Origin of the sequence: Pseudomonas sp. TH08, from assembly GCF_016651275.1 — a bacterium.
Taxonomy (GTDB): domain Bacteria; phylum Pseudomonadota; class Gammaproteobacteria; order Pseudomonadales; family Pseudomonadaceae; genus Aquipseudomonas.
On record NZ_JAEKEE010000001.1, the window covers coordinates 893,704 to 915,492 of the forward strand.

Sequence of the window (21,789 nt, forward strand, 5' to 3'; positions counted from 1 at the left end):
ACCATGAAGCGCGTGTTCACCGTTCTTGCCTTGCTCATCGTTGTTCTGCTCTGCGCCGGGGGCTGGTACGTCTACAGCAAACAACCGACACGCCAGGGCCAGGTCGAACTACGCAACCTGCAAGGGTCGGTGACCGTGCGCTACGACGAGCGCGGAGTACCGCACATCCGTGCCGAGAACGAGACCGACCTCTACCGCGCCCTTGGCTATGTGCATGCCCAGGATCGTCTGTTCCAGATGGAAGCCATGCGCCGCCTCGCCCGTGGCGAGCTGGCCGAAGTGCTCGGGCCGAAACTGCTCGACACCGACAAACTGTTCCGCAGCCTGCGCATACGCGAGCGCGCCGCCAGTTACGTCGCCAGCCTCGATAAGCAGTCGCCGGCGTGGAAGGCCCTGCAAGCCTATCTGGACGGCATCAACCAATATCAGGACTCGCACGCCGCGCCCATCGAGTTCGACGTGCTGGGCATCCCCAAACGGCCGTTCACGGCAGAAGACAGCATCAGCGTCGCCGGCTACATGGCTTACAGTTTTGCTGCCGCGTTTCGCACCGAACCGTTGCTGACGTATGTGCGCGATCAGCTCGGCACCGATTACCTCAACGTCTTCGACCTCGACTGGCAGCCCAAAGGCGTTCTGGCCAACGGTCACGCCAAACAAACGCCTGCACTGGCTGCCGCCGACTGGCAAGACCTCAACGCCCTCGCCCGCCTCAGTGAACAGGCACTGATCGACAACGGCCTGCCGCAGTTCGAAGGCAGCAACGCCTGGGTGATTGCCGGCAGCCGTAGCCAAAGCGGCAAACCGTTGCTGGCGGGCGATCCGCATATTCGCTTTTCGGTGCCGTCGGTGTGGTACGAGGCGCAGCTGTCGGCGCCGGGTTTTGAGTTGTACGGCCATCATCAGGCGTTGGTGCCGTTTGCGTTTCTGGGGCACAACCTCGATTTCGGCTGGAGCCTGACCATGTTCCAGAACGACGATCTCGATCTGATCGCCGAGAAGGTCAACCCGGACAACCCGAATCAGGTCTGGTATCGCGGTCAGTGGACGGACATGGTCAGCACCGAACAGCAGATCAATGTGAAGGGCCAGACGCCGGTGACCCTCACCCTGCGTCAGTCGCCGCACGGCCCGATCGTCAACGATGCGCTGGGGAGTGCTGCCGGGAAAACACCAATTGCAATGTGGTGGGCGTTTCTTGAAACACCCAACCCGATCCTCGAAGGTTTCTATCAACTCAACCGCGCGGACACACTGGCCAAGGCCCGCGCCGCTGCGGCGAAAGTGCAGGCGCCGGGGCTGAACCTGGTCTATGCCAACGCCAAGGGCGATATCGCCTGGTGGGCTTCGGCGTTGCTGCCCAAGCGCCCGGCCGGGGTCAGGCCGGAATTCATTCTCGACGGCAGTACCAACCAGGCCGACAAGGATGGTTTCTACCCGTTCAGCGCCAACCCGCAAGAAGAGAATCCGGCACGCGGCTACATCGTCTCGGCCAACTTCCAGCCGTTGTCGCCCACCGGCATGGCGATTCCCGGTTACTACAACCTCGCCGACCGTGGCCAACAACTCAATCGTCAGCTCAGCGACAAGAACATCGAGTGGACAAACGAGGCCAATCAGAAACTGCAGCTCGGCACCGCCACCGGTTACGGTCCGCGCTTGCTGGCGCCGTTGCTGCCGGTATTGCGTGCAGTGGTGAGCGATCCGGCACAACTGAAACTGGTCGAGCAACTGGCGCAGTGGCAAGGCGATTATCCGCTGGATTCGGTGAGTGCCACGGTGTTCAACCAGTTCCTCTACGACCTCGCCGACGCAGCGATGCGGGATGAGCTGGGCAACGACTTTTTCGACACGCTGCTGTCGACGCGGGTGATTGATGCGGCGCTGCCACGCCTGGCGGCGACCGCTGATTCACCGTGGTGGGACAACCGCAACACACCGGTCAAGGAGACCCGCGCCGATGTCGTGCGCACTGCATGGGCGGCGAGCATGGCGCATTTGAAGCTGACGCTTGGCGACGATGTGGCTGGCTGGAAATGGGGCGCGGCGCATACGCTGACGCACGGGCATCCGCTGGGGCAGCAGAAGCCGCTGGAGCGGATTTTCAACGTCGGGCCGTTCGCAGCGCCGGGCAGTCATGAGGTGCCGAATAATCTTTCCGCGCGGATCGGCCCGGCGCCGTGGCCGGTGACTTACGGGCCGTCGACGCGGCGGCTGGTGGATTTCGCCGACCCGGCGCATGGTCTGACGATCAATCCGGTTGGGCAGAGTGGCGTGCCGTTTGACAGTCACTATGACGACCAGGCCGAAGCGTATGTCGACGGGATGTATGTGCAGGCGCATTTCAGCGAAGAAGAGGTGACGGCGAATACCCGGAGCACGTTGAAGCTGTTGCCGGCGCGGGCTGCGCAGTAGTTTTTGGTTTTCCGGGCTGACGCCTTCGCGAGCAGGCTCGCTCCCACATTTGCAATGCATTCCCCTGTGGGAGCGAGCCTGCTCGCGAAAGAGCCATCAGCAACACCTTAAATCTCAGAGCAGAACCGCAAAATTCAGCCGGAACTGTTGCGGTGTCACGCCCAAGCGGCGGTTGAACACACTGCGCATATGCTGCGCGTCACGAAACCCGCACTGATACGCCACAGTCTTCAGCGGTGCCGTGGTGCTTTCCAGCATCACCCGCGCTGCATCCACGCGCGCCCGTTCAACGAACTCCGCCGGCGTCACCTTGGCTTCCCTGGCAAACACCCGGGAGAAATTCCGTGCACTCATGTTCGCCGCATTGGCCAGATCGGCAATGGTCAGATCGCCGGTCAGATTCGCCAGCACATACAACTGCACCATCGCCACCGCCGAAGTCGGCTCCGCATGCGGCGTCAGGAACGGACTGAACTGCGATTGCCCGCCTGAGCGCTGGGTGAATACCACCAGCCGTTTGGCCACGCTCAACGCCACCTCGGCACCGTAATCACGCGCCAGCAGGTACAACGACAGATCGATCCCCGCCGTCACCCCGGCCGAGGTGTAGAGCGTGCCGTCCTCGACGTACAAGCGATCGGCTTCGACCTGTGTCGACGGGCATAACTGCGCCAACGCCTCGGCATCGTTCCAGTGCGTGGTGACGGTGCGCCCTTCCAGCAACCCGGCGCGCGCCAGCATGAACGCGCCGTTGCAGATCGAGCCGAAACGCTGCGCCCGGGCGCAGGCTTCGCGCAGCCAGGTGTCGAAGACTGCACCGAAATCCATGAACGGCAGTTGCGGCCCGCCGGCTACCAGCAACAGGTCGTAGGCCTCGATGGCTTCGCTGAAATGACGATGGGCGTTGAGGATCAAGCCGTTGGAACAGGCTATCGCGCCGTGCCCGATACCGATCACCTCCAGCCGATAGTGATCCTCGGGCGCAAGAAAACGATTGGCTTCGGCGAACACATCCATGGGGCCGGTGACGTCGAGCGACTGCACGCCAGCAAACACCACGATGGCGACGGTTTTATTCATGTTTTGAAGTCCCCTGTAACCCAGTGGCGAGGGGATTTATCCCCGTTGGGTTGCGAAGCAGTCGTAAGACCGGTGAACTCGATCTATCTGAAACGCCTGAGATCCTGGGGCTGCTGCGCAACCCAACGGGGATAAATCCCCTCACCACAATGAGTATCGCGATATCTCTCCTACTGTTGAGTTGGCACGATTTGCAGGTGGATTGGCAAGGATCGCAGCCATGCGTCGATTGTTCGCTTTCAGCGCCAGGAACAGACTTTGCCCATCAGCGCCACGACGGCGTTTCAGTGAGGAAACCTCCCATGAGCACGACCATTGCCGGCATCAAAATCCCTGACAGCGCCCTCGCCCGGGCCACCACCGAGTACATTCGCGACATCGAATCCGATCTGCTCTATCACCACTCACGCCGGGTATTTTTGTTCGGCGCGCTAAGCGGTGAGCGCCAGCAACTGGCCTACGATCCTGAACTGCTCTACGTCGGAGCAATGTTCCATGACCTCGGTCTGGTTGAAGGTCATCGCAGCGCTGACGAGCGTTTTGAAGTCGACGGCGCCAATGCGGCAGCAGCGTTTCTCAAGCCTTACGGGTTGAGCGATGACGACATCGAACAGGTGTGGCTGTCGATTGCCCTGCACACCACGCCGGGCGTGCCGAAGCATTTGCGTCCGACTGTGGCGCTGGTGACTGCCGGTGTCGAGATGGACGTGCTGGGCATGGATTACGCGGCGTTCAGCAGCGTACAGCGTGAAGCGGTGGTGCATGCGCACCCGCGTGGGGAAGGTTTCAAGGAGTGCATCATCTGCGCGTTTGCCGACGGCTTGCGCCACCGTCCGCAGACCACATTCGGCAACGTGAAGACCGATGTGCTGAAGGATCAGGAGCCGGAATTCAAGCCGATGAACTTCGTCGAGGTCATCCGCCAATCCCCCTGGACTGCCTAAATCCAACTGTGGAATAGGTCCTGTGGCGAGGGGATTTATCCCCGTTGGGTTGCGAAGCGACCCCTCTCTTGATCTAAACAGAAGGGGCCTGCTACGCAGTCCAACGGGGATAAATCCCCTCACCACAGAAACCCATTCCAGCATTGGATTCGGGTTGGCCTCGATACTGAGACCAACCCGATTGGCTTACGCCGCTTCCGGCGCCGGTGCGCGACGCACGTCCGGTTGTTTCCACGAGTCGGCAGCGCTTTCTTCGATGGCTTGCTGGATGGCTTTCTTGCGCGCTTCTTCGGCACGGCGGCTGAAGAACCAGACCATGAAGGTCACGATCGATACCGCCAGCAGAATCAGACTGGCCACGGCGTTGATCTCAGGCTTCACGCCCAGGCGCACCGCCGAGAACACTTCCATCGGCAGGGTCGTCGAACCCGGGCCAGACACGAAGCTCGCCAGTACCAAGTCATCCAGCGACAGCGCGAACGACATCATGCCGCCCGCCGCCAGCGATGGCGCGATCATCGGGATGGTGATCAGGAAGAACACCTTCCACGGCCGCGCCCCCAGATCCATCGCTGCTTCTTCGATCGACAGATCCAGCTCACGCAGACGCGCCGACACCACCACCGCCACATACGCCGCACAGAACGTCGTGTGGGCGATCCAGATGGTGACAATGCCACGCTCCTGCGGCCAGCCGATCATCTGCGCCATGGCCACGAACAGCAGCAACAGCGACAGACCGGTGATCACTTCCGGCATCACCAACGGCGCCGTCACCAGGCCACCGAACAGCGTGCGGCCCTTGAAGCGGGTGATGCGCGTCAGTACAAACGCTGCCAGCGTACCCAGCGCCACCGCGGCAACCGCGGTGTAGCAGGCGATTTCCAGCGAGCGCAACACCGAGCCCATCAGTTGCGTGTTGTCGAGCAGGCCGACGTACCACTTGATCGACCAGCCGCCCCACACCGTCACCAGTTTCGAGGCGTTGAACGAGTAGATCACCAGGATCAGCATCGGCAGGTAGATGAACAACAGACCCAGAACCAGCATCAGGCTGGAGAAACGGAAGCGCTTCATTCTTTACCCTCCATTTCCTTGGCCTGACTGCGGTTGAACAGAATGATCGGCACAATCAGGATCGCCAGCATCACCACCGCCAGCGCGGACGCCACCGGCCAGTCACGGTTGTTGAAGAACTCTTGCCAGAGCACTTTACCGATCATCAGGGTTTCCGGACCGCCGAGCAGTTCCGGGATCACGAACTCGCCGACCACCGGGATGAATACCAGCATGCAGCCGGCAATGATCCCGTTCTTGGACAGCGGAATGGTGATTTTCCAGAAGCTGTTGAAGGTGCTCGAACCGAGGTCGGAAGCGGCTTCCAGCAAGCTGTGATCGTGCTTCACCAGGTTGGCGTACAGAGGCAGGATCATGAACGGCAGGTACGAGTAAACGACGCCGATGTACACCGCAAGGTTAGTGTTGAGGATCTGCAGCGGCTCGTCGATAAAGCCCATGCTCATCAGGAAACCGTTGAGCAGACCGTTGTTGCTGAGGATGCCCATCCACGCGTAAACGCGGATCAGGATCGCGGTCCAGGTCGGCATCATGATCAGCAGCACCAGCACCGTTTGCATCTCTTTACGGGCGGTGGCGATGGCATAGGCCATCGGGTAGCCAATCAACAGACACAACAGCGTGCTGAAAAACGCCATTTTCAGCGAGCCGAGGTAAGCGGCGATGTACAACTCGTCGTCGCCGAGCATCGCGTAGTTGCCCAGGTTCAGCAGCAGTTGCAGCTTCTGCTCGGCGTACGTGTAGATCTCGGTGTACGGCGGAATGGCCACGTCGGCTTCGGCGAAGCTGATCTTCAGAACGATGAAGAACGGCAGCATGAAGAACAGGAACAGCCAGATGAAAGGGACCCCGATGACCAATTGCCGGCCACTGGGGATTATTCGATTGAGGCGGCGTTTGAATTTGCGCATGTTCATGAGCGAAGTACCACGCCGCTGTCGTCTTCCCACCACACGTAAACCTGATCGCCCCAGGTCGGCCGCGCGCCGCGACGCTCCGCATTGGCGACGAACGACTGCACCAGCTTGCCGCTCGGCAGTTCGACGTAGAACACCGAGTGCCCGCCGAGGTAGGCGATGTCATGCACCTTGCCGCTCGACCAGTTGTATTCGCAGGTCGGTTGATCGGCGGTGACCAGCAGCTTCTCCGGGCGAATCGCGTAGGTGACCGACTTGTCCTGCACCGAAGTACTGATGCCGTGGCCGACGTAGATCTGCCGATCGAGGTCTTTGCAAGTGATGGTCGCATGGCCTTCGGCGTCGTCGATCACTTCGCCTTCGAAGATGTTCACGTTGCCGATGAATTCGCAGACCAGACGGCTGGTCGGGGTCTCGTAGATGTCGATCGGGCTGCCGATCTGGGCGATCCAGCCCAGGTGCATGATCGCGATGCGCTCGGCCATGGTCATGGCCTCTTCCTGGTCGTGCGTCACCATCACGCAGGTCACACCCACGCGCTCGATGATTTCCACCAGTTCCAGCTGCATTTGCGAACGCAGTTTCTTGTCCAGTGCGCCCATCGGTTCGTCGAGCAGCAACAGCTTCGGCCGTTTGGCCAGCGAACGCGCCAGCGCCACACGCTGACGCTGACCGCCAGACAGTTGGTGCGGCTTGCGCTTGGCGTACTGGCTCATCTGCACCAGTTTGAGCATCTCGGCCACGCGGGCATCGACTTCAGCGGCCGGGATCTTGTCCTGCTTGAGGCCGAAGGCGATGTTCTGCGCCACGGTCATGTGCGGAAACAAGGCGTACGACTGGAACATCATGTTGATCGGACGTTCGTACGGCGGCATGTCGGTGATGTCGACGCCGTCGAGAAAAATGCGCCCCTCCGTGGGCCGTTCGAACCCTGCCAGCATCCGCAGCAGAGTGGATTTGCCCGATCCCGAACCGCCGAGCAGAGCGAAGATCTCGCCCTTTTTGATTTCCAGGGACACGTCGTCCACGGCAATCGTCTCGTCGAACTTCTTCGTGACCCGGTCGATTTTGACCAACACCTGCTTCGGTGTCTGGTCGCCCTCGAGGGCTTTCTTATAGGCGCCGGAGGCAACTGCCATTTACGAAACTCCCAGAAAAAAAGAGTGCAGTTCGCCCAATACAGACGAACCCAGGATAGTTTGTGCCTTACATGCCCGACTTGACCTTGGTCCAGCTGCGGGTCATCAGACGCTGAATGTTCGGTGGCAACTCGGTCGACACATAAGCCTTGTCGATTACGGCCTGCGGTGGATAAACCGACTCATCGGTGCGGATGGATTGCTCCATCAGTTTGTCCGACCCGGGATTCGGGTTGGCATAACCGACGTAGTCACTGACCTGGGCAATCACCTCAGGTTTCAGCAAATAGTTGATGAAGGCGTGGGCTTCTTTCACGTTCGACGAATCCTTGGGAATCGCCAGCATGTCGAACCACAAGGCGCCGCCCTCTTTCGGCACTGCGTAGGCGATGTTCACGCCCTTCTTGGCTTCTTCGGCGCGGTGCTTGGCCTGGAAAATATCGCCAGAGAAACCGATGGCCACGCAGATGTCGCCGTTAGCCAGGTCGCCGATGTATTTCGAGGAGTGGAAGTAGGTTACGAATGGGCGCACGGCGAGCAACTTGGCGGTGGCTTTTTCGTAATCCTTGGGATTGGTGCTGTTGGCATTCAGGCCCAGATAGTTCAGCACCGTCGGCATCATTTCATCCGCCGAATCGAGGAACGCCACGCCGCAGCTTTGCAGCTTCTTGATGTTCTCCGGCTCGAACAGCACGCCCCACGAATCGATCTTGTCGACACCGAGCACAGCCTTCACTTTATCGACGTTGTAGCCGATGCCGTTGGTGCCCCACAGGTACGGCACGGCGTACAGGTTGCCCGGATCGTTCTGCTCCAGACGCTTGAGCAGCGCCGGGTCGAGATTGGAATAGTTCGGCAGTTGCGACTTGTCGAGCTTCTGGAACGCGCCCGCCTTGATCTGCTTGCCGAGGAAGTGGTTCGACGGCACGACCACGTCGTAACCGGTACGCCCGGCCAGCAGCTTGCCTTCCAGGGTTTCGTTGGAGTCGAAGACGTCGTAGACCGGTTTGATCCCGGTGGCTTTCTGGAAGTCAGCCAGGGTCGTCTCGCCGATGTAGTCCGACCAGTTATAAATATGCACCGTACCGGCGGCCTGGGCTCCGACAGCAATCGTCAGGCCGGCAGTGGCCAGCAGGGCTTTGCGCAAAGAAGAAAAAATAGGCAAGTGGAGGTCCTCTAAATTAGTTGGGCCCAAGTTGCCCCGCGCTGCATGACAGCCATGGCTGCCCGGCAACAAAACCGGCGCGCAACTTACCCTCGAAAAACCGTTCCAGCAAAACTTTCTGTCATTTAATTGTCCCGCTGGCCGTCGTCACGGCGACGACGGCCAACGGTTGTTGCTTCAAACCGGTTTATTTACCGGATTTGATTCGGGTCCAGCTGCGGGTCATTTCGCGTTGGGTTGCCGCTGGCAGATCGGCGATGGCATACAACTTGGCCTGCACGTCGGCTGGCGGGTAGATGCCTGGATCGCTGGTGATGTCTTTTTCCACCAGTGGCGTTGCAGCGGCGTTACCGTTCGGGAAACGTACGGCGTTGGTGATGCCGGCCATGACTTCAGGCTTCTGCAGGAAGGTCATGAACTTGTAGGCGCCTTCAACGTTTTCGGCATCTTTAGGGATGGCGACCATGTCGAAGAAACTGCCGGCACCTTCTTTCGGAATGGCGTAGCTGACTTTGACCTTGTCACCGGCCTCGGCGGCACGGGACTTGGCTTGCTGCACGTCACCCGAGTAGCCGACGGCTACGCAGATGTTGCCGTTGGCCAGGTCCGAGATGTACTTGGAGGAGTGGAAGTAGGTGATCGAAGGACGAATCTTGAGGAACAGTTCCTCGGCTTTCTTGATGTCTTCTTTCTTCTGGCTGTCGGTTGGCAGGCCCAGGTAGTGCAGCGCGACCGGGAGCATTTCGGTCGGCGAATCGAGGAAGCTCACACCGCAGCCCTTGAGCTTGGCGATGTTTTCAGGCTTGAGTAGCACGTCCCACGAATCGATGGTGTCGACGCCCAGCGCAGCCTTGACCTTCTCGGCGTTGTAACCAATGCCGATCGAGCCCCACATGTACGGGAAGGCGTGTTTGTTACCTGGGTCGCTGACCGAAACGGCCTTGAGCAGATCCTGGTTCAGGTTCTTCCAGTTAGGCAGCTTGGACTGATCCAGCTCCTGGTAAACGCCAGCCTTGATCTGCTTGGCGAGGAAGTTGTTGGACGGCACGACCACGTCGTAGCCGGACTTGCCTGCCAGCAGCTTGGCTTCCAGGGTCTCGTTGCTGTCGAAGACGTCATAGACGACTTTGATCCCGGACTCTTTCTCGAAGTTGGCGATGGTGTCCGGAGCGATGTAGTCGGACCAGTTGTAGACGTGCAGCACTTTGTCGTCCGCGTGAACCGCACCCGCCATCATCCCCGCGACGGACAGGGCGAGAAGAGTCTTGCCAGCAAGCTTTTTACCTAATGCCTTCATGCGTCATGCTCCAAATTTTTCTTTTTTGAACCACATTGTTCAGCGGCCGAACCCGGACAACTGGAACCGCGGCTAGTCTGGCAAGATCCGAGGCGGTCTTTCAAGAAAAGACCAGCCTTTCTGACAGCTTTGAGCGAGAGCGCCGCAGCTCCCCCGCTCAGAGCCTAGCACCTAGCCCTGTAACGCACTGAGGGTCAGGTCGAGGCATTTGCGTGCCTTTGTAACCAGCTCATCGATCTCCGCTTTGCTGATAACCAGCGGCGGCGCGATGATCATGGTGTCGCCCACAGCGCGCATGATCAGGCCGTTGTCGAAGCAGAACTGGCGGCAGATCATGCCGACGCCCTTGCCTTCGTAACGCTTGCGATTGGCCTTGTCCTGCACCAGCTCGATTGCGCCCAGCAGACCGACCCCGCGAACTTCACCCACCAACGGGTGATCGTTCAGTTCCCGCAGACGTTTCTGCAAATACGGTGCCGTTTCGTTGTGCGCGTTCTCGATAATTTTCTCGTCGCGCAGAATGCGGATGTTTTCCAGACCGACCGCTGCCGCCACCGGGTGACCGGAGTAGGTGAAGCCGTGGTTGAAATCGCCACCTTCGTTGAGCACTGCCACCACCGAGTCACGGACGATCAGGCCACCCATCGGGATATAGCCGGAGGTCAGGCCTTTGGCGATGGTCATCATGTCGGGCGCAAGGTCGTAGAAATCGCTACCGAACCACTCACCGGTACGGCCGAAACCGCAGATCACTTCATCGGCGACGAAAAGGATGTCGTACTTGGCGAGGATTTCCTTGATGCGCGGCCAGTAGGTGTCTGGCGGAATAATCACGCCGCCGGCACCCTGAATCGGCTCGGCAATAAAGGCACCAACGTTATCCACGCCGACTTCGAGAATCTTCTCTTCCAACTGATTGGCCGCCCAGATGCCGAACTCTTCCGGCGACATGTCGCCGCCTTCGGCAAACCAGTACGGCTGAGCGATGTGGACGATGCCGGGAATCGGCAAGTCGCCCTGTTCGTGCATATAAGTCATGCCACCGAGGCTCGCGCCGGCCACGGTCGAACCGTGATAACCGTTCTTGCGACTGATGATGACTTTCTTGTTCGGCTGGCCCTTGATCGCCCAGTAGTGGCGAACCATGCGCAGCATAGTGTCGTTGCCTTCGGAGCCGGAACCGGTGAAGAACACATGGTTCATGCCTTCTGGCGCAACGTCGGCGATGGCCTTGGCCAGTTCCAGTGCCGGCGGGTGCGCGGTCTGGAAGAACAGGTTGTAGTAAGGCAGTTCGCGCATCTGTTTGGCGGCAGCGTCAGCCAGTTCATCACGACCGTAACCGATGGCCACGCACCACAGACCGGCCATGCCGTCGAGGATCTTGTTGCCTTCGCTGTCCCACAGGTAAACGCCCTTGGCGTTAGTGATGATCCGCGGGCCTTTCTCTTTCAGCTGCTTGAAATCGCTGAACGGCGCCAGGTGGTGATCATTGCTGAGCGCTTGCCACTCGCGGGTTTGCGGGTTGTTGCTGGTCATGCCAATTCTCCTTGTTATCGGTGAAGGCGCGGCTTGTGAGGCCGCGCCCGGCGTATCAGACGGCGAAGAGCAGGTACTCACGCTCCCACGAACTGATCACGCGCTTGAAGTTTTCATGCTCGGCCCGCTTGACCGCGACGTAGCCTGTGATGAAAGTCTTGCCGAGGTATTTCTCGACGGTGGTGCTGTTTTCCATACGCTCCAGTGCGTCTTCGATGGTCAACGGCAGGCGCAGGTTGCGGCGCTCGTAACCACGGCCAACCACAGGTGCGCTCGGGTTGAGGCCCTCGACCATGCCGATGTAACCGCAGAGCAGGCTCGCGGCAATCGCCAGGTAAGGGTTGGCGTCGGCGCCCGGCAGGCGGTTTTCCACCCGACGGTTCTGCGGGCCGGCATCCGGTACGCGCAGGCCCACGGTGCGGTTTTCTTCGCCCCACTCCACGTTCACCGGCGCCGAGGTGTCTGGCAGGAAGCGGCGGAACGAGTTGACGTTCGGGGCGAACAACGGCAACAGCTCAGGGATCAGCTTCTGCAAACCGCCGATGTGGTGCAGGAACAGCTGGCTCATGGTCCCGTCTTCATTGGAGAAGACGTTCTTGCCGGTTTCGATATCAATGATGCTCTGGTGCAAGTGCATGGCACTGCCCGGCTCGCCGGTCATCGGCTTGGCCATAAAGGTCGCGGCCACGTCGTGCTTCAGCGCGGCTTCACGCATGGTGCGTTTGAACACCAGGATCTGGTCGGCCAGCGACAGGGCGTCACCGTGACGGAAGTTGATTTCCATCTGCGCCGTGCCGTCTTCATGGATCAGCGTGTCGAGGTCCAGCTCCTGCAATTCGCACCAGTCGTAGACGTCTTCGAACAGCGGGTCGAATTCGTTCGCCGCTTCGATAGAGAACGACTGACGACCGATTTCCGGACGGCCCGAGCGGCCGATTGGCGGCTGCAACGGATAGTCGGGATCGTCACTGCGCTTGGTCAGATAGAACTCCATCTCTGGCGCCACGATCGGCTGCCAGCCCTTGTCGGCATAGAGCTTGAGGACTTTCTTGAGGACGTTGCGCGGCGACAGCTCGATCGGGTTGCCTTGCTTGTCGTAGGTGTCGTGGATCACCTGCGCGGTCGGCTCGATGGCCCACGGCACCATGTACACAGCGTTCTGGTCGGGGCGGCAGATCATGTCGATGTCGGCCGGGTCGAGCAGCTCGTAATAGATGTCGTCTTCGACATAGTCGCCGGTCACGGTCTGCAACAGCACGCTCTCTGGCAGGCGCATGCCTTTTTCGGCGATGAACTTGTTGGTCGGCGAAATCTTGCCCCGGGTGATACCGGTCAAGTCGGCGATCATGCATTCGACTTCTGTGATCTTGTGGTCTTTCAACCAATCGGTGAGCTGGTCGAGGTTGTTACTCATAAATGCCTCTGGGCTGAGTCTCCTGACGCAATGTCAGGCAAAGTTTGACGCTTGCGCGTCGCGTTGAAGGGGGCTTGCTTGTGCGCAGTGCGGGCTTACGCCAGGCACCGCGCATAGACAATGAAAGAGGAGCTTACCTGCCCTTTACGCTGGCGTTGCATTTGCTGTGCACACTCGATATTTCCAATGCGTGCAGAATCATGAGCACGGCTCGGTGAGCGGCTCAGGTTTTGGGATCGAAAGAGATCTATATTGGAAGGGAACGCCATAAACAGAATGCTTTGCCATACGTCCAGAATATCGGACGCTGCCGTTCTGGCTGCCGCTGACGAGAATGTCGTCGACAGGCTGCGCGCCATGCTGGCTGCGCTACGGACGGATTTGTCGCCACTGATGTGATAAGCATGCAGACCGGACTGTTGCGAGCAGTCGGTGATGCCGATTAACGGCAGGCGAGACATGAAGCACCCCGGTATTATTGCTGTTATGGGTTTGATCGGAGCTTAGCCTTGTTCATTTTTTTACACAACACCCCCGTAAAAAATACAACACGGCCTGCTCAAGCCTGCGGGTGGCAAGCGTCTCAATGACTGAAAAGCGCCTCAAAGTGCCCCATAAATGCCCTCGCGGCGCTTTTTTAGGGCAAAAAAGGCCTCGCTTGACTTCGGCAGGCCGTTCGGGTTGACTGAAACCAGAAAAGATCAATGATTGATATTTTTAACAACAAAGGTGTTGCATCATGTCGGTACCCCCGCGTGCCGTTCAGCTTAACGAAGCGAACGCGTTCCTTAAGGAACATCCTGAGGTTCTGTACGTTGACCTTCTGATTGCGGATATGAATGGTGTGGTGCGCGGCAAGCGCATCGAACGCACCAGCCTCCACAAGGTTTACGAGAAAGGCATCAACCTGCCGGCCTCTCTATTTGCTCTGGATATCAATGGTTCGACGGTGGAAAGCACCGGCCTGGGCCTGGACATCGGCGACGCCGATCGTATCTGCTATCCAATCCCCGATACCCTGTGCAACGAGCCATGGCAGAAGCGCCCTACCGCGCAACTGTTGATGACCATGCACGAACTCGAAGGCGACCCTTTCTTCGCCGATCCGCGCGAAGTGCTCCGTCAAGTTGTTGCAAAGTTTGACGAGCTGGGTTTGACCATCTGCGCCGCATTCGAACTCGAGTTCTACCTGATCGACCAGGAAAACGTGAACGGCCGTCCGCAGCCTCCACGCTCGCCGATCTCCGGCAAACGTCCGCACTCGACGCAGGTCTACCTGATCGACGACCTCGACGAATACGTCGACTGCCTCCAGGACATTCTGGAAGGTGCCAAAGAGCAAGGCATCCCGGCCGACGCCATCGTCAAGGAAAGTGCCCCGGCGCAGTTCGAAGTGAACCTGCACCACGTCGCCGACCCGATCAAGGCGTGCGACTACGCGGTACTGCTCAAGCGTCTGATCAAGAACATCGCCTACGACCATGAAATGGACACCACCTTCATGGCCAAGCCGTACCCGGGCCAGGCAGGTAATGGTCTGCACGTACACATTTCGATTCTGGATAAAGAAGGCAAAAACATTTTTGCCAGCGAGGATCCCGAGCAGAACGCCGCGCTGCGTCACGCGATCGGCGGTGTGCTCGAGACCCTGCCCGCGCAGATGGCTTTCCTCTGCCCGAACGTCAACTCCTACCGTCGTTTCGGCGCCCAGTTCTACGTGCCGAACTCGCCGTGCTGGGGCTTGGACAACCGCACCGTGGCGATTCGCGTACCCACCGGCTCTTCCGATGCCGTGCGTATCGAGCATCGTGTAGCCGGTGCCGATGCCAACCCGTATCTGTTGATGGCTTCTGTTCTTGCAGGCGTGCACCACGGCCTGACCAACAAGATCGAGCCGGGCGCGCCCGTCGAAGGCAACAGCTACGAGCAGAACGAGCAGAGCCTGCCGAACAACTTGCGCGATGCCTTGCGTGAGCTGGACGACAGCGAGGTGATGGCCAAGTACATCGATCCGAAATACATCGATATCTTCGTCGCCTGCAAGGAAAGCGAGCTGGAGGAGTTCGAACACTCCATCTCCGACCTTGAGTACAACTGGTATCTGCATACCGTTTAAGCGGATGTAGCTGCAAAAAAACGCCGTCGGCTGATTCAGCCAGCGGCGTTTTTTTTATGGCCTCTGTGGCGAGGGGATTTATCCCCGATCGGCTGCACAGCAGCCGTAAACCCTGAAAACCGATTATTCCTGATACACCAAGCTGAATGGTTTGGGGCCGCTTCGCTGCCCACCGGGGATAAATCCCCTCGCCACAGGGTACTGGCAGACAACATCGAACCCGGCTCGTACAATGCCCGCTGCCCCGCAGGAGACTTTCATGACGCGTCCCGCCCCCGTTCGCAAACCCCGTGCCCGCAGCCAGGCGCGAATCGATTCGATACTCGACGCAGCGCGTACATTGCTGGCCGCCGAGGGTGTGGCCAGCCTGTCGATCTACAGCGTCGCCGAGCGCGCGCAGATCCCGCCCTCCTCCGTGTACCACTTCTTCGCCAGCGTGCCGGCATTGCTCGAAGCGCTGACCGCCGATGTGCACGCAGCCTTCCGCGCCTGCCTGCAAGCGCCGATCGATCATGAAAGCTTGCGTGACTGGCGGGATCTGTCGCGTCTGGTGGAACAGCGCATGCTGGAGATCTACGACGAAGACGCCGCCGCGCGCCAGTTGATCCTCGCCCAGCACGGGCTCACCGAAGTGACGCAAGCCGACCGCCAGCACGACATCGAACTCGGCGACCTCATGCACAAATTGTTCGACCATCATTTCGAACTGCCAAGGCTGCCGACCGATGTCGATGTGTTTGCCTTGGCGATGGAGTTGGGCGACCGCGTCTACGCACGCTCGGTGCAGCAACACGGACAGATCACCCCGCGCATGGCCGAGGAAGGCATGCGCGTATTCGATGCCTACATCGGCCTGTATCTGCCGCCCTACCTGCCCAAGCGCGCCATCACCGACTGATGATTCAGATCGCCCGCAGCAGGATTTTATCGATGGAGTGATCGGCCGATTTGTTGAGGATCAGACTCGCCCGGTCACGGGTTGGCAGGATGTTTTCAACGAGGTTCTTCAGATTGACCCGATCCCACGTGGCCGAGGCCATGGCCAGTGCCTCATCGTCCGACAGCGATTTGTACTTGTTGAAGTACGATTCGCCAGACTGGAAAGCGGTGTTCTTCAAATAAACGAAACGCTCAAGGTACCAACGCTTGATGTCCTCTGGTGCCGCGTCGACATAGATGGAAAAGTCGACGAAATCGAGGACGTTGAGGCTGTCGAGTTTGTCCTCCTGCAGGACATTCAGGCCTTCCAGAACGATGATATCCGGCGCCTGCACGGTCTGCGTCTCGTCGACCAGAATGTCGTAGCGAACGTGCGAATACACCGGGATCTGTACTGGCGCTCCTTCGTTGCGCACGGTGTGCAAAAAGTCGAGAAGGCGCGCCCGATCGTACGACTCGGGGAAGCCTTTGCGGTGCAGAATATTGTTCTGCTCAAGCGTCGCCAGCGGAAACAGAAAGGAGTCGGTGGTCACCAACTGCACATTCGGCGAGCCCGGCCAGGACGCCAGAAGTGCCGACAATACTCGGGCAAAGCTGCTTTTACCCACCGCGACACTGCCGGAGATACCGATAACGTACGGTGGCTTGCGGGCCGGTTCGCCAAGAAACTCACTTTGCACCAGACCTGCCGATTGCGCTGACTCTGCGTACAGATTCAACAGGCGCGACAGCGGCAGAAGGATTATTTCCACCTCCTCGCGGGTGATGGGCTGCGTGGGGCTGATCAGCGCATTCATTTGCGTGGCCGAAAGGCTCTGCGCCGCCTCTTCCCGCAAGGCAGACCATTGCTCGCGAGTAAATTCCCGGTACTCGCGGTGAGCGGGCGAATGCCCTGCGGCATCCTGCTTCGTGGTCATAATCTTCCTGTATGTGCCTTGGCAAAAGCCGGAACATAGCAGATATGCTCAGGGCCTCCAAACCACGCCCGTCAGCCTCGATCTCATTTGCCAGACCCAGACAAAAAAAACCCCGGAGGGCTCAAGCCGTCCGGGGCGTGTGTTGCGCATCGATTACAACTTGGCGATCGACACCTCGGTGGATTTCACAAAAGCGATCACTTCACTGCCCACCACCAGTTCCAGTTCCTTGACCGAACGGGTGGTGATCACCGAAGTGACGATGCCGGAGGCGGTCTGCACGTCGATTTCCGACAGCACGTCGCCGAGGACGATTTCCTTGATCGAGCCTTTGAACTGGTTGCGGACGTTGATGGCTTTGATAGTCATGGCATTGATTCCTGTCGTTGATAGAACTTGAGTTATTGAGCCCAACGCAGTTGCGTAGGCAGTGGTGAAACGGGTTCCGGCTCCGGCGGTTCGCCGGGCAGGGAGAGAACACGGTTAAGCACTTCGGTTTCCAGCGCTGCCAATCGGTGCGAGCCACGCACTCGCGGCCGCGGCAGTTCCACATGCAGATCGAGGCCGACTTCGCCGTCCTCGATCAGAATCACGCGGTCGGCAATCGCCACCGCTTCGCTGACGTCGTGGGTCACCAGCAACACGGTAAAGCCGTGCTGCTGCCAGAGACGCTCGATCAGTTGCTGCATTTCAATGCGGGTCAGCGCGTCCAGTGCGCCGAGCGGTTCGTCGAGCAACAGCAGCCGCGGCTGATGAATCAGCGCCCGAGCCAGCGCAACACGCTGCTTCTGCCCGCCGGACAAAGCGGCTGGCCATTCGTTGGCGCGATCGGCCAGACCGACAGCTTCCAGCGCATCGAGCGCTTTCGGCCGCCAGTCGCCTTTCAGGCCGAGGCCGACGTTGTCGATGATCTTTTTCCACGGCAACAAGCGTGCTTCCTGAAACATCAGCCGGGTGTCTTCCCGCGCATCGCTGAGCGGTGCTGCGCCGGCCAGCAAGTCGCCGCCAGTCGGTTGATCGAGGCCGGCGAGCAAGCGCAGCAAAGTGCTTTTGCCGCAGCCACTGCGCCCCACTACGGCGACGAATTGCCCCGCCGGAATGTGCAGATCGATGTCGCGCAGCACTTGCCGTGCGCCGAAGGTTTTCTGCAGGTTGCGCACCGCCAGCGGAATCCCGCGCAGCAGGCGTGGAGGTTGTTGAGCGGTCATGCCGCACCTCCCTTGGCAACCTGATAAGCCGGATGCCAGCGTAACCACACACGTTCAAGTCCACGGGCTGCGAGGTCGGCGAGTTTGCCCAGCACCGCGTAAAGCAGGATCGCCAGCACCACCACGTCGGTCTGCAAAAACTCGCGGGCGTTCATCGCCAGATAGCCGATGCCGGAACTGGCCGAAATGGTTTCGGCGACGATCAGCGTCAGCCACATAAAGCCCAGAGCGAAGCGCACGCCGACCAGAATCGAAGGCAGCGCGCCCGGCAGAATCACCTGCCAGAACAGGCTGAAACCGGAAAGGCCATAACTGCGTGCCATCTCCACCAGCGCCGGATCGACGTTGCGGATGCCGTGATACGTGTTGAGGTAGATCGGGAACAACGTGCCCAACGCCACCAGGAAAATCTTTGCCGACTCGTCGATGCCGAACCACAGGATCACCAGCGGAATCAGCGCCAGGTGCGGCACGTTGCGGATCATCTGCACCGAACTGTCGAGCAGGCGTTCGCCCCATTTCGACAAGCCGGTGATGAAACCCAGCACCAGACCGATGCTGCCGCCGATGGTGAAGCCAAGGGCCGCGCGCCAGCCGCTGATTGCCAGGTGCGTCCAGATTTCGCCGCTGCGCACCAGACTGACACCCGCCTCGATCACCGCCACCGGTGCCGGCAGAATCCGCGTCGACAACCAACCGGCCGACACCGACAACTGCCACACCGCCAGCAACAACACCGGCAACGCCCAGGGCGCAAGGCTGTGGATGATTTTCTTCATGGCGCGCCTCAGCTCTGCGACGCGGCTTTGGGAAGAATGTCGTTGGCGACCATCTCGCCGAACGGGCTGACGTAACCGGCGCTTTTCGGCAGTTCCGGACGCTCGATGTCGAGGTGCGGGAACAACAGTTCAGCGACGCGATACGACTCTTCGAGGTGTGGATAACCGGAGAAGATGAAGGTGTCGATGCCCAGGTCTGCGTATTCCTTCACGCGAGCCGCCACTGTTGGACCATCGCCGACCAGCGCTGTACCGGCACCGCCGCGCACCAGGCCAACACCGGCCCACAGATTCGGACTGACTTCGAGGTTGTCGCGGCTGCCACCGTGCAGTGCCGCCATGCGCTGCTGGCCAACCGAATCAAAGCGCGCCAGCGAAGCTTGAGCACGAGCGATGGTCTCGTCGTCCAGATGCGAGATCAGCCGATCTGCGGCTTGCCACGCTTCGGCGTTGGTTTCGCGGACGATCACATGCAGACGAATGCCGAAGCGTACGGTGCGGCCGAGCTTGGCGGCTTTGGCGCGAACCTGTGCGATCTTCTCGGCAACCGCTGCAGGCGGCTCGCCCCAGGTCAGGACCATTTCCACTTGTTCGGCGGCCAAGTCCTGCGCCGCTTCCGACGAGCCACCGAAGTACAGCGGCGGACGCGGTTGCTGGATCGGCGGATAGAGCAATTTGGCGCCCTTCACGCTGATGTGCTGGCCGTCGTAGTCAACGGTTTCGCCTTCCAGCACACGACGCCAGATCCGCGTGAATTCCACCGAGGCCTGATAGCGCTCTTCGTGGCTGAGAAACAGTCCGTCGCCGGCCAATTCTTCCGGGTCACCGCCAGTCACCAGATTGAACAGCGCACGACCACCGGACAGGCGATCCAGCGTCGCGGCCTGGCGCGCTGCTACTGTCGGGGAAATGATCCCGGGACGCAGGGCGACGAGGAATTTCAGACGCTGGGTCACCGGGATCAGCGACGCCGCCACCAGCCACGAGTCTTCGCAGGAGCGGCCGGTAGGAATCAGCACACCGCCGAAGCCCAGACGATCCGCCGCTTGCGCGACCTGTTGCAGATAACCGTGGTCGACGGCGCGAGCGCCTTCGGCGGTGCCAAGGTAATGGCCGTCACCGTGGGTAGGCAGGAACCAGAAGATATTGAGGCTCATGGAGTGGTCTCCTTGGGGATTCGAGTTACTGGGCTTGGGTGGCCGAGCTTTGGGCCACAGCGGCCGGTGGTGTCCAGATCACATCCTTGATGCTCAGCGGCTTGGGAATCAGCTTGAGCTGGAAGAACGTGTCAGCGATTTTCTGTTGCGCGGCGACCACTTCCGGGGTCAGGAACAGCGCGCCGTAGCCCTGGCGCTTCACCGACGTCAGGGTGATGTCTGCCGGCAGGCCGAGCAGTGGCGCGACCTGCTCGGTGACCTCTTGAGGGTTGGCTTTCGACCACTCGCCGACCGCGCGCACTTCCTCGACGAGGGCCTTGATCACCTCGGGATTTTTCTGTGCGTAAGGCTTGGTCGCGAGATAGAACTGGTGGTTGTCGACGATGCCTTTACCATCGCGCAGGGTGTGCGCTTGCAGTTGTTTCTCGGCGGCGGCCTGGTACGGATCCCAGATAACCCAGGCGTCGACGCTGCCACGCTCGAACGCGGCGCGGGCATCGGCCGGCGGCAGGAAGACGGTTTGAATGTCGGTGTATTTGAGGCCGGCGTCTTCCAGTGCACGTACCAGCAGGTAGTGAACGTTGGAGCCTTTGTTCAGCACGACTTTCTTGCCTTTGAGATCGGCCACCGATTTGATCGGCGAGTCTTTCGGTACAAGGATCGCTTCGCTGTTCGGCGCCGGCGGCTCGTAGGCGACGTAGAGCAAATCAGCGCCAGCAGCCTGGGCAAACACGGGCGGGGTTTCGCCGGTCACGCCGAAATCGATCGAACCGACGTTGAGGCCTTCGAGCAATTGCGGGCCGCCGGGGAATTCAGTCCATTGCACGTCGACGCCTTGGGCGGCCAGACGTTTTTCCAGGGTGCCCTTGGCTTTGAGCAGCACCAGCGTGCCGTATTTCTGATAACCGATCCGCAATGTCTCGGCTTGAGCTTGAGTGATGGCGCCGAAGGTGACAGCCGCAGCAAACAGAGCGACCAGACCACGACGCAAAAATACAGTGCGCATAGCGCTCTCCTTTTTGCTGTTGGGTTTTGGCTGCACCTGCTTGCCCGTTGGCGGGCGAGTAAGGCGAGTACTTCAAATTTCGGTGAGGCTTAAATGCTCCAGCGAGCACTCAACAAACGTTCGTTCAACAGGCCCGGTTCCAGCGGTTTCGGCCGGCGCGCCATGGCGCCGACAAACTGGTCGAGCGCTTCATGCAGACGCTGCTCCAGCGCCGGTGCCAGTTGCGCCTGAGCACTGCCTTCGCCGTAAGCGATCTGGCTGTCCTCGGCGAAAATCCCCTGGAGCATTTCCTGGGCCTTCAATGCCGACAGCACGGGCTTGAGCGCGTAATCGACCACCAGCATGTGGGCGATGCTGCCGCCGGTGGCCATAGGCAAAACAATTTTGTGGTTCAGGGCGCGCTCGGGTAGCAGATCCAGCAGGGTCTTCAACGCTCCGGAAAACGAAGCCTTGTACACCGGCGTGGCGATCAGCAGGCCGTCGGCGTTTTCGATCTGTTGCAGCAGGTCGAGCACCTTAGGGCTGTCGAAGCGGGCATGGAGCAAATCTTCGGCCGGGAAATCCCGTACCTGATAACTCACCACTTCCACCCCTTGCTCCTGCAACCAGCGTTGCGAGCGCTCCAGCAGCACCCCGGAACGGGAGCGCAGGCTGGGACTGCCACCGAGTGAGACGACCAGCAT

Annotated in this window: 20 protein-coding genes; 4 read left to right on the plus strand and 16 right to left on the minus strand. The window is 59.9% G+C overall.

What is annotated here, in order from left to right; genetic code table 11:
- The first annotated feature begins 3 nt into the window (after window positions 1-3).
- A complete protein-coding gene (locus JFT91_RS04270) occupies window positions 4-2,415 on the plus strand; it encodes a penicillin acylase family protein (RefSeq protein ID WP_201231662.1) in 2,412 nt (803 codons plus the stop codon).
- Between the two features lie 114 nt (window positions 2,416-2,529).
- Here JFT91_RS04270 and JFT91_RS04275 read toward each other — a convergent pair whose 3' ends face one another.
- Window positions 2,530-3,495 (minus strand): GlxA family transcriptional regulator, encoded by a 966-nt coding sequence (locus JFT91_RS04275; RefSeq protein WP_201231663.1) that lies wholly within the window; start codon window positions 3,493-3,495, stop codon window positions 2,530-2,532.
- A 302-nt stretch (window positions 3,496-3,797) separates the two neighbouring features.
- Here JFT91_RS04275 and JFT91_RS04280 point away from each other — a divergent pair, with 302 nt between their 5' ends.
- Window positions 3,798-4,439, plus strand: coding sequence for an HD domain-containing protein (locus JFT91_RS04280; protein WP_201198685.1), 642 nt, complete (start codon window positions 3,798-3,800; stop codon window positions 4,437-4,439).
- 186 nt (window positions 4,440-4,625) lie between these two features.
- On the opposite strand, the gene JFT91_RS04285 is transcribed toward JFT91_RS04280, so the two are convergent.
- From JFT91_RS04285 to JFT91_RS04320, 8 genes are all read right to left on the minus strand, one after another.
- Window positions 4,626-5,516, minus strand: coding sequence for an ABC transporter permease subunit (locus JFT91_RS04285; RefSeq protein ID WP_093429780.1), 891 nt, complete (start codon window positions 5,514-5,516; stop codon window positions 4,626-4,628).
- The gene (locus tag JFT91_RS04290) at window positions 5,513-6,433 is read right to left on the minus strand and encodes an ABC transporter permease subunit (protein ID WP_207196772.1); all 921 of its coding nucleotides are present in this window, start codon (window positions 6,431-6,433) and stop codon (window positions 5,513-5,515) included. Before JFT91_RS04290 ends, JFT91_RS04285 begins: the two co-directional genes overlap by 4 nt.
- Window positions 6,430-7,572, minus strand: coding sequence for an ABC transporter ATP-binding protein (locus tag JFT91_RS04295; protein WP_007913856.1), 1,143 nt, complete (start codon window positions 7,570-7,572; stop codon window positions 6,430-6,432). The genes JFT91_RS04290 and JFT91_RS04295 overlap by 4 nt, the downstream gene beginning before the upstream one ends.
- A gap of 67 nt (window positions 7,573-7,639) precedes the next feature.
- Window positions 7,640-8,737 carry a polyamine ABC transporter substrate-binding protein gene (locus tag JFT91_RS04300; RefSeq protein ID WP_201231664.1) on the minus strand — a complete coding sequence of 366 codons (1,098 nt, stop codon included), beginning with the start codon at window positions 8,735-8,737 and terminating at the stop codon, window positions 7,640-7,642.
- 187 nt (window positions 8,738-8,924) lie between these two features.
- Complete coding sequence (locus JFT91_RS04305) at window positions 8,925-10,034, minus strand: polyamine ABC transporter substrate-binding protein (protein ID WP_201229097.1); 1,110 nt, start codon at window positions 10,032-10,034, stop codon at window positions 8,925-8,927.
- Between the two features lie 171 nt (window positions 10,035-10,205).
- A complete protein-coding gene (locus JFT91_RS04310; RefSeq protein ID WP_201231665.1) occupies window positions 10,206-11,570 on the minus strand; it encodes an aspartate aminotransferase family protein in 1,365 nt (454 codons plus the stop codon).
- Between the two features lie 55 nt (window positions 11,571-11,625).
- The gene (locus JFT91_RS04315; protein ID WP_008085328.1) at window positions 11,626-12,984 is read right to left on the minus strand and encodes a glutamine synthetase family protein; all 1,359 of its coding nucleotides are present in this window, start codon (window positions 12,982-12,984) and stop codon (window positions 11,626-11,628) included.
- A gap of 95 nt (window positions 12,985-13,079) precedes the next feature.
- Entirely contained in the window at window positions 13,080-13,445 is a 366-nt protein-coding gene (locus tag JFT91_RS04320; RefSeq protein WP_201231666.1) for a glutamine amidotransferase, read from the minus strand.
- A 278-nt stretch (window positions 13,446-13,723) separates the two neighbouring features.
- On the opposite strand from JFT91_RS04320, the gene JFT91_RS04325 reads away from it, so the two are divergent.
- On the plus strand, window positions 13,724-15,100 hold the full coding sequence (locus JFT91_RS04325; RefSeq protein ID WP_007913842.1) for a glutamine synthetase family protein: 1,377 nt from the start codon (window positions 13,724-13,726) through the stop codon (window positions 15,098-15,100).
- A gap of 259 nt (window positions 15,101-15,359) precedes the next feature.
- Window positions 15,360-15,998 carry a TetR/AcrR family transcriptional regulator gene (locus JFT91_RS04330; RefSeq protein WP_201229102.1) on the plus strand — a complete coding sequence of 213 codons (639 nt, stop codon included), beginning with the start codon at window positions 15,360-15,362 and terminating at the stop codon, window positions 15,996-15,998.
- Between the two features lie 4 nt (window positions 15,999-16,002).
- On the opposite strand, the gene coaA is transcribed toward JFT91_RS04330, so the two are convergent.
- The 7 genes from coaA to ssuE form a co-directional block, all read right to left on the minus strand.
- Window positions 16,003-16,956, minus strand: a complete 954-nt coding sequence (gene coaA, locus JFT91_RS04335; protein ID WP_201231667.1) for a type I pantothenate kinase — start codon at window positions 16,954-16,956, stop codon at window positions 16,003-16,005.
- Between the two features lie 153 nt (window positions 16,957-17,109).
- Window positions 17,110-17,325, minus strand: coding sequence for a TOBE domain-containing protein (locus JFT91_RS04340; RefSeq protein WP_003229256.1), 216 nt, complete (start codon window positions 17,323-17,325; stop codon window positions 17,110-17,112).
- 32 nt (window positions 17,326-17,357) lie between these two features.
- On the minus strand, window positions 17,358-18,164 hold the full coding sequence (gene ssuB / locus JFT91_RS04345; RefSeq protein ID WP_201229105.1) for an aliphatic sulfonates ABC transporter ATP-binding protein: 807 nt from the start codon (window positions 18,162-18,164) through the stop codon (window positions 17,358-17,360).
- Complete coding sequence (ssuC, locus tag JFT91_RS04350) at window positions 18,161-18,943, minus strand: aliphatic sulfonate ABC transporter permease SsuC (protein WP_003229260.1); 783 nt, start codon at window positions 18,941-18,943, stop codon at window positions 18,161-18,163. The genes ssuB and ssuC overlap by 4 nt, the downstream gene beginning before the upstream one ends.
- Before the next feature lie 8 nt (window positions 18,944-18,951).
- Window positions 18,952-20,100, minus strand: a complete 1,149-nt coding sequence (gene ssuD / locus JFT91_RS04355; RefSeq protein WP_141125856.1) for an FMNH2-dependent alkanesulfonate monooxygenase — start codon at window positions 20,098-20,100, stop codon at window positions 18,952-18,954.
- A 25-nt stretch (window positions 20,101-20,125) separates the two neighbouring features.
- Complete coding sequence (locus JFT91_RS04360; RefSeq protein ID WP_201146804.1) at window positions 20,126-21,106, minus strand: sulfonate ABC transporter substrate-binding protein; 981 nt, start codon at window positions 21,104-21,106, stop codon at window positions 20,126-20,128.
- An 89-nt stretch (window positions 21,107-21,195) separates the two neighbouring features.
- Window positions 21,196-21,789 (minus strand): NADPH-dependent FMN reductase, encoded by a 594-nt coding sequence (gene ssuE, locus JFT91_RS04365; protein WP_201231668.1) that lies wholly within the window; start codon window positions 21,787-21,789, stop codon window positions 21,196-21,198.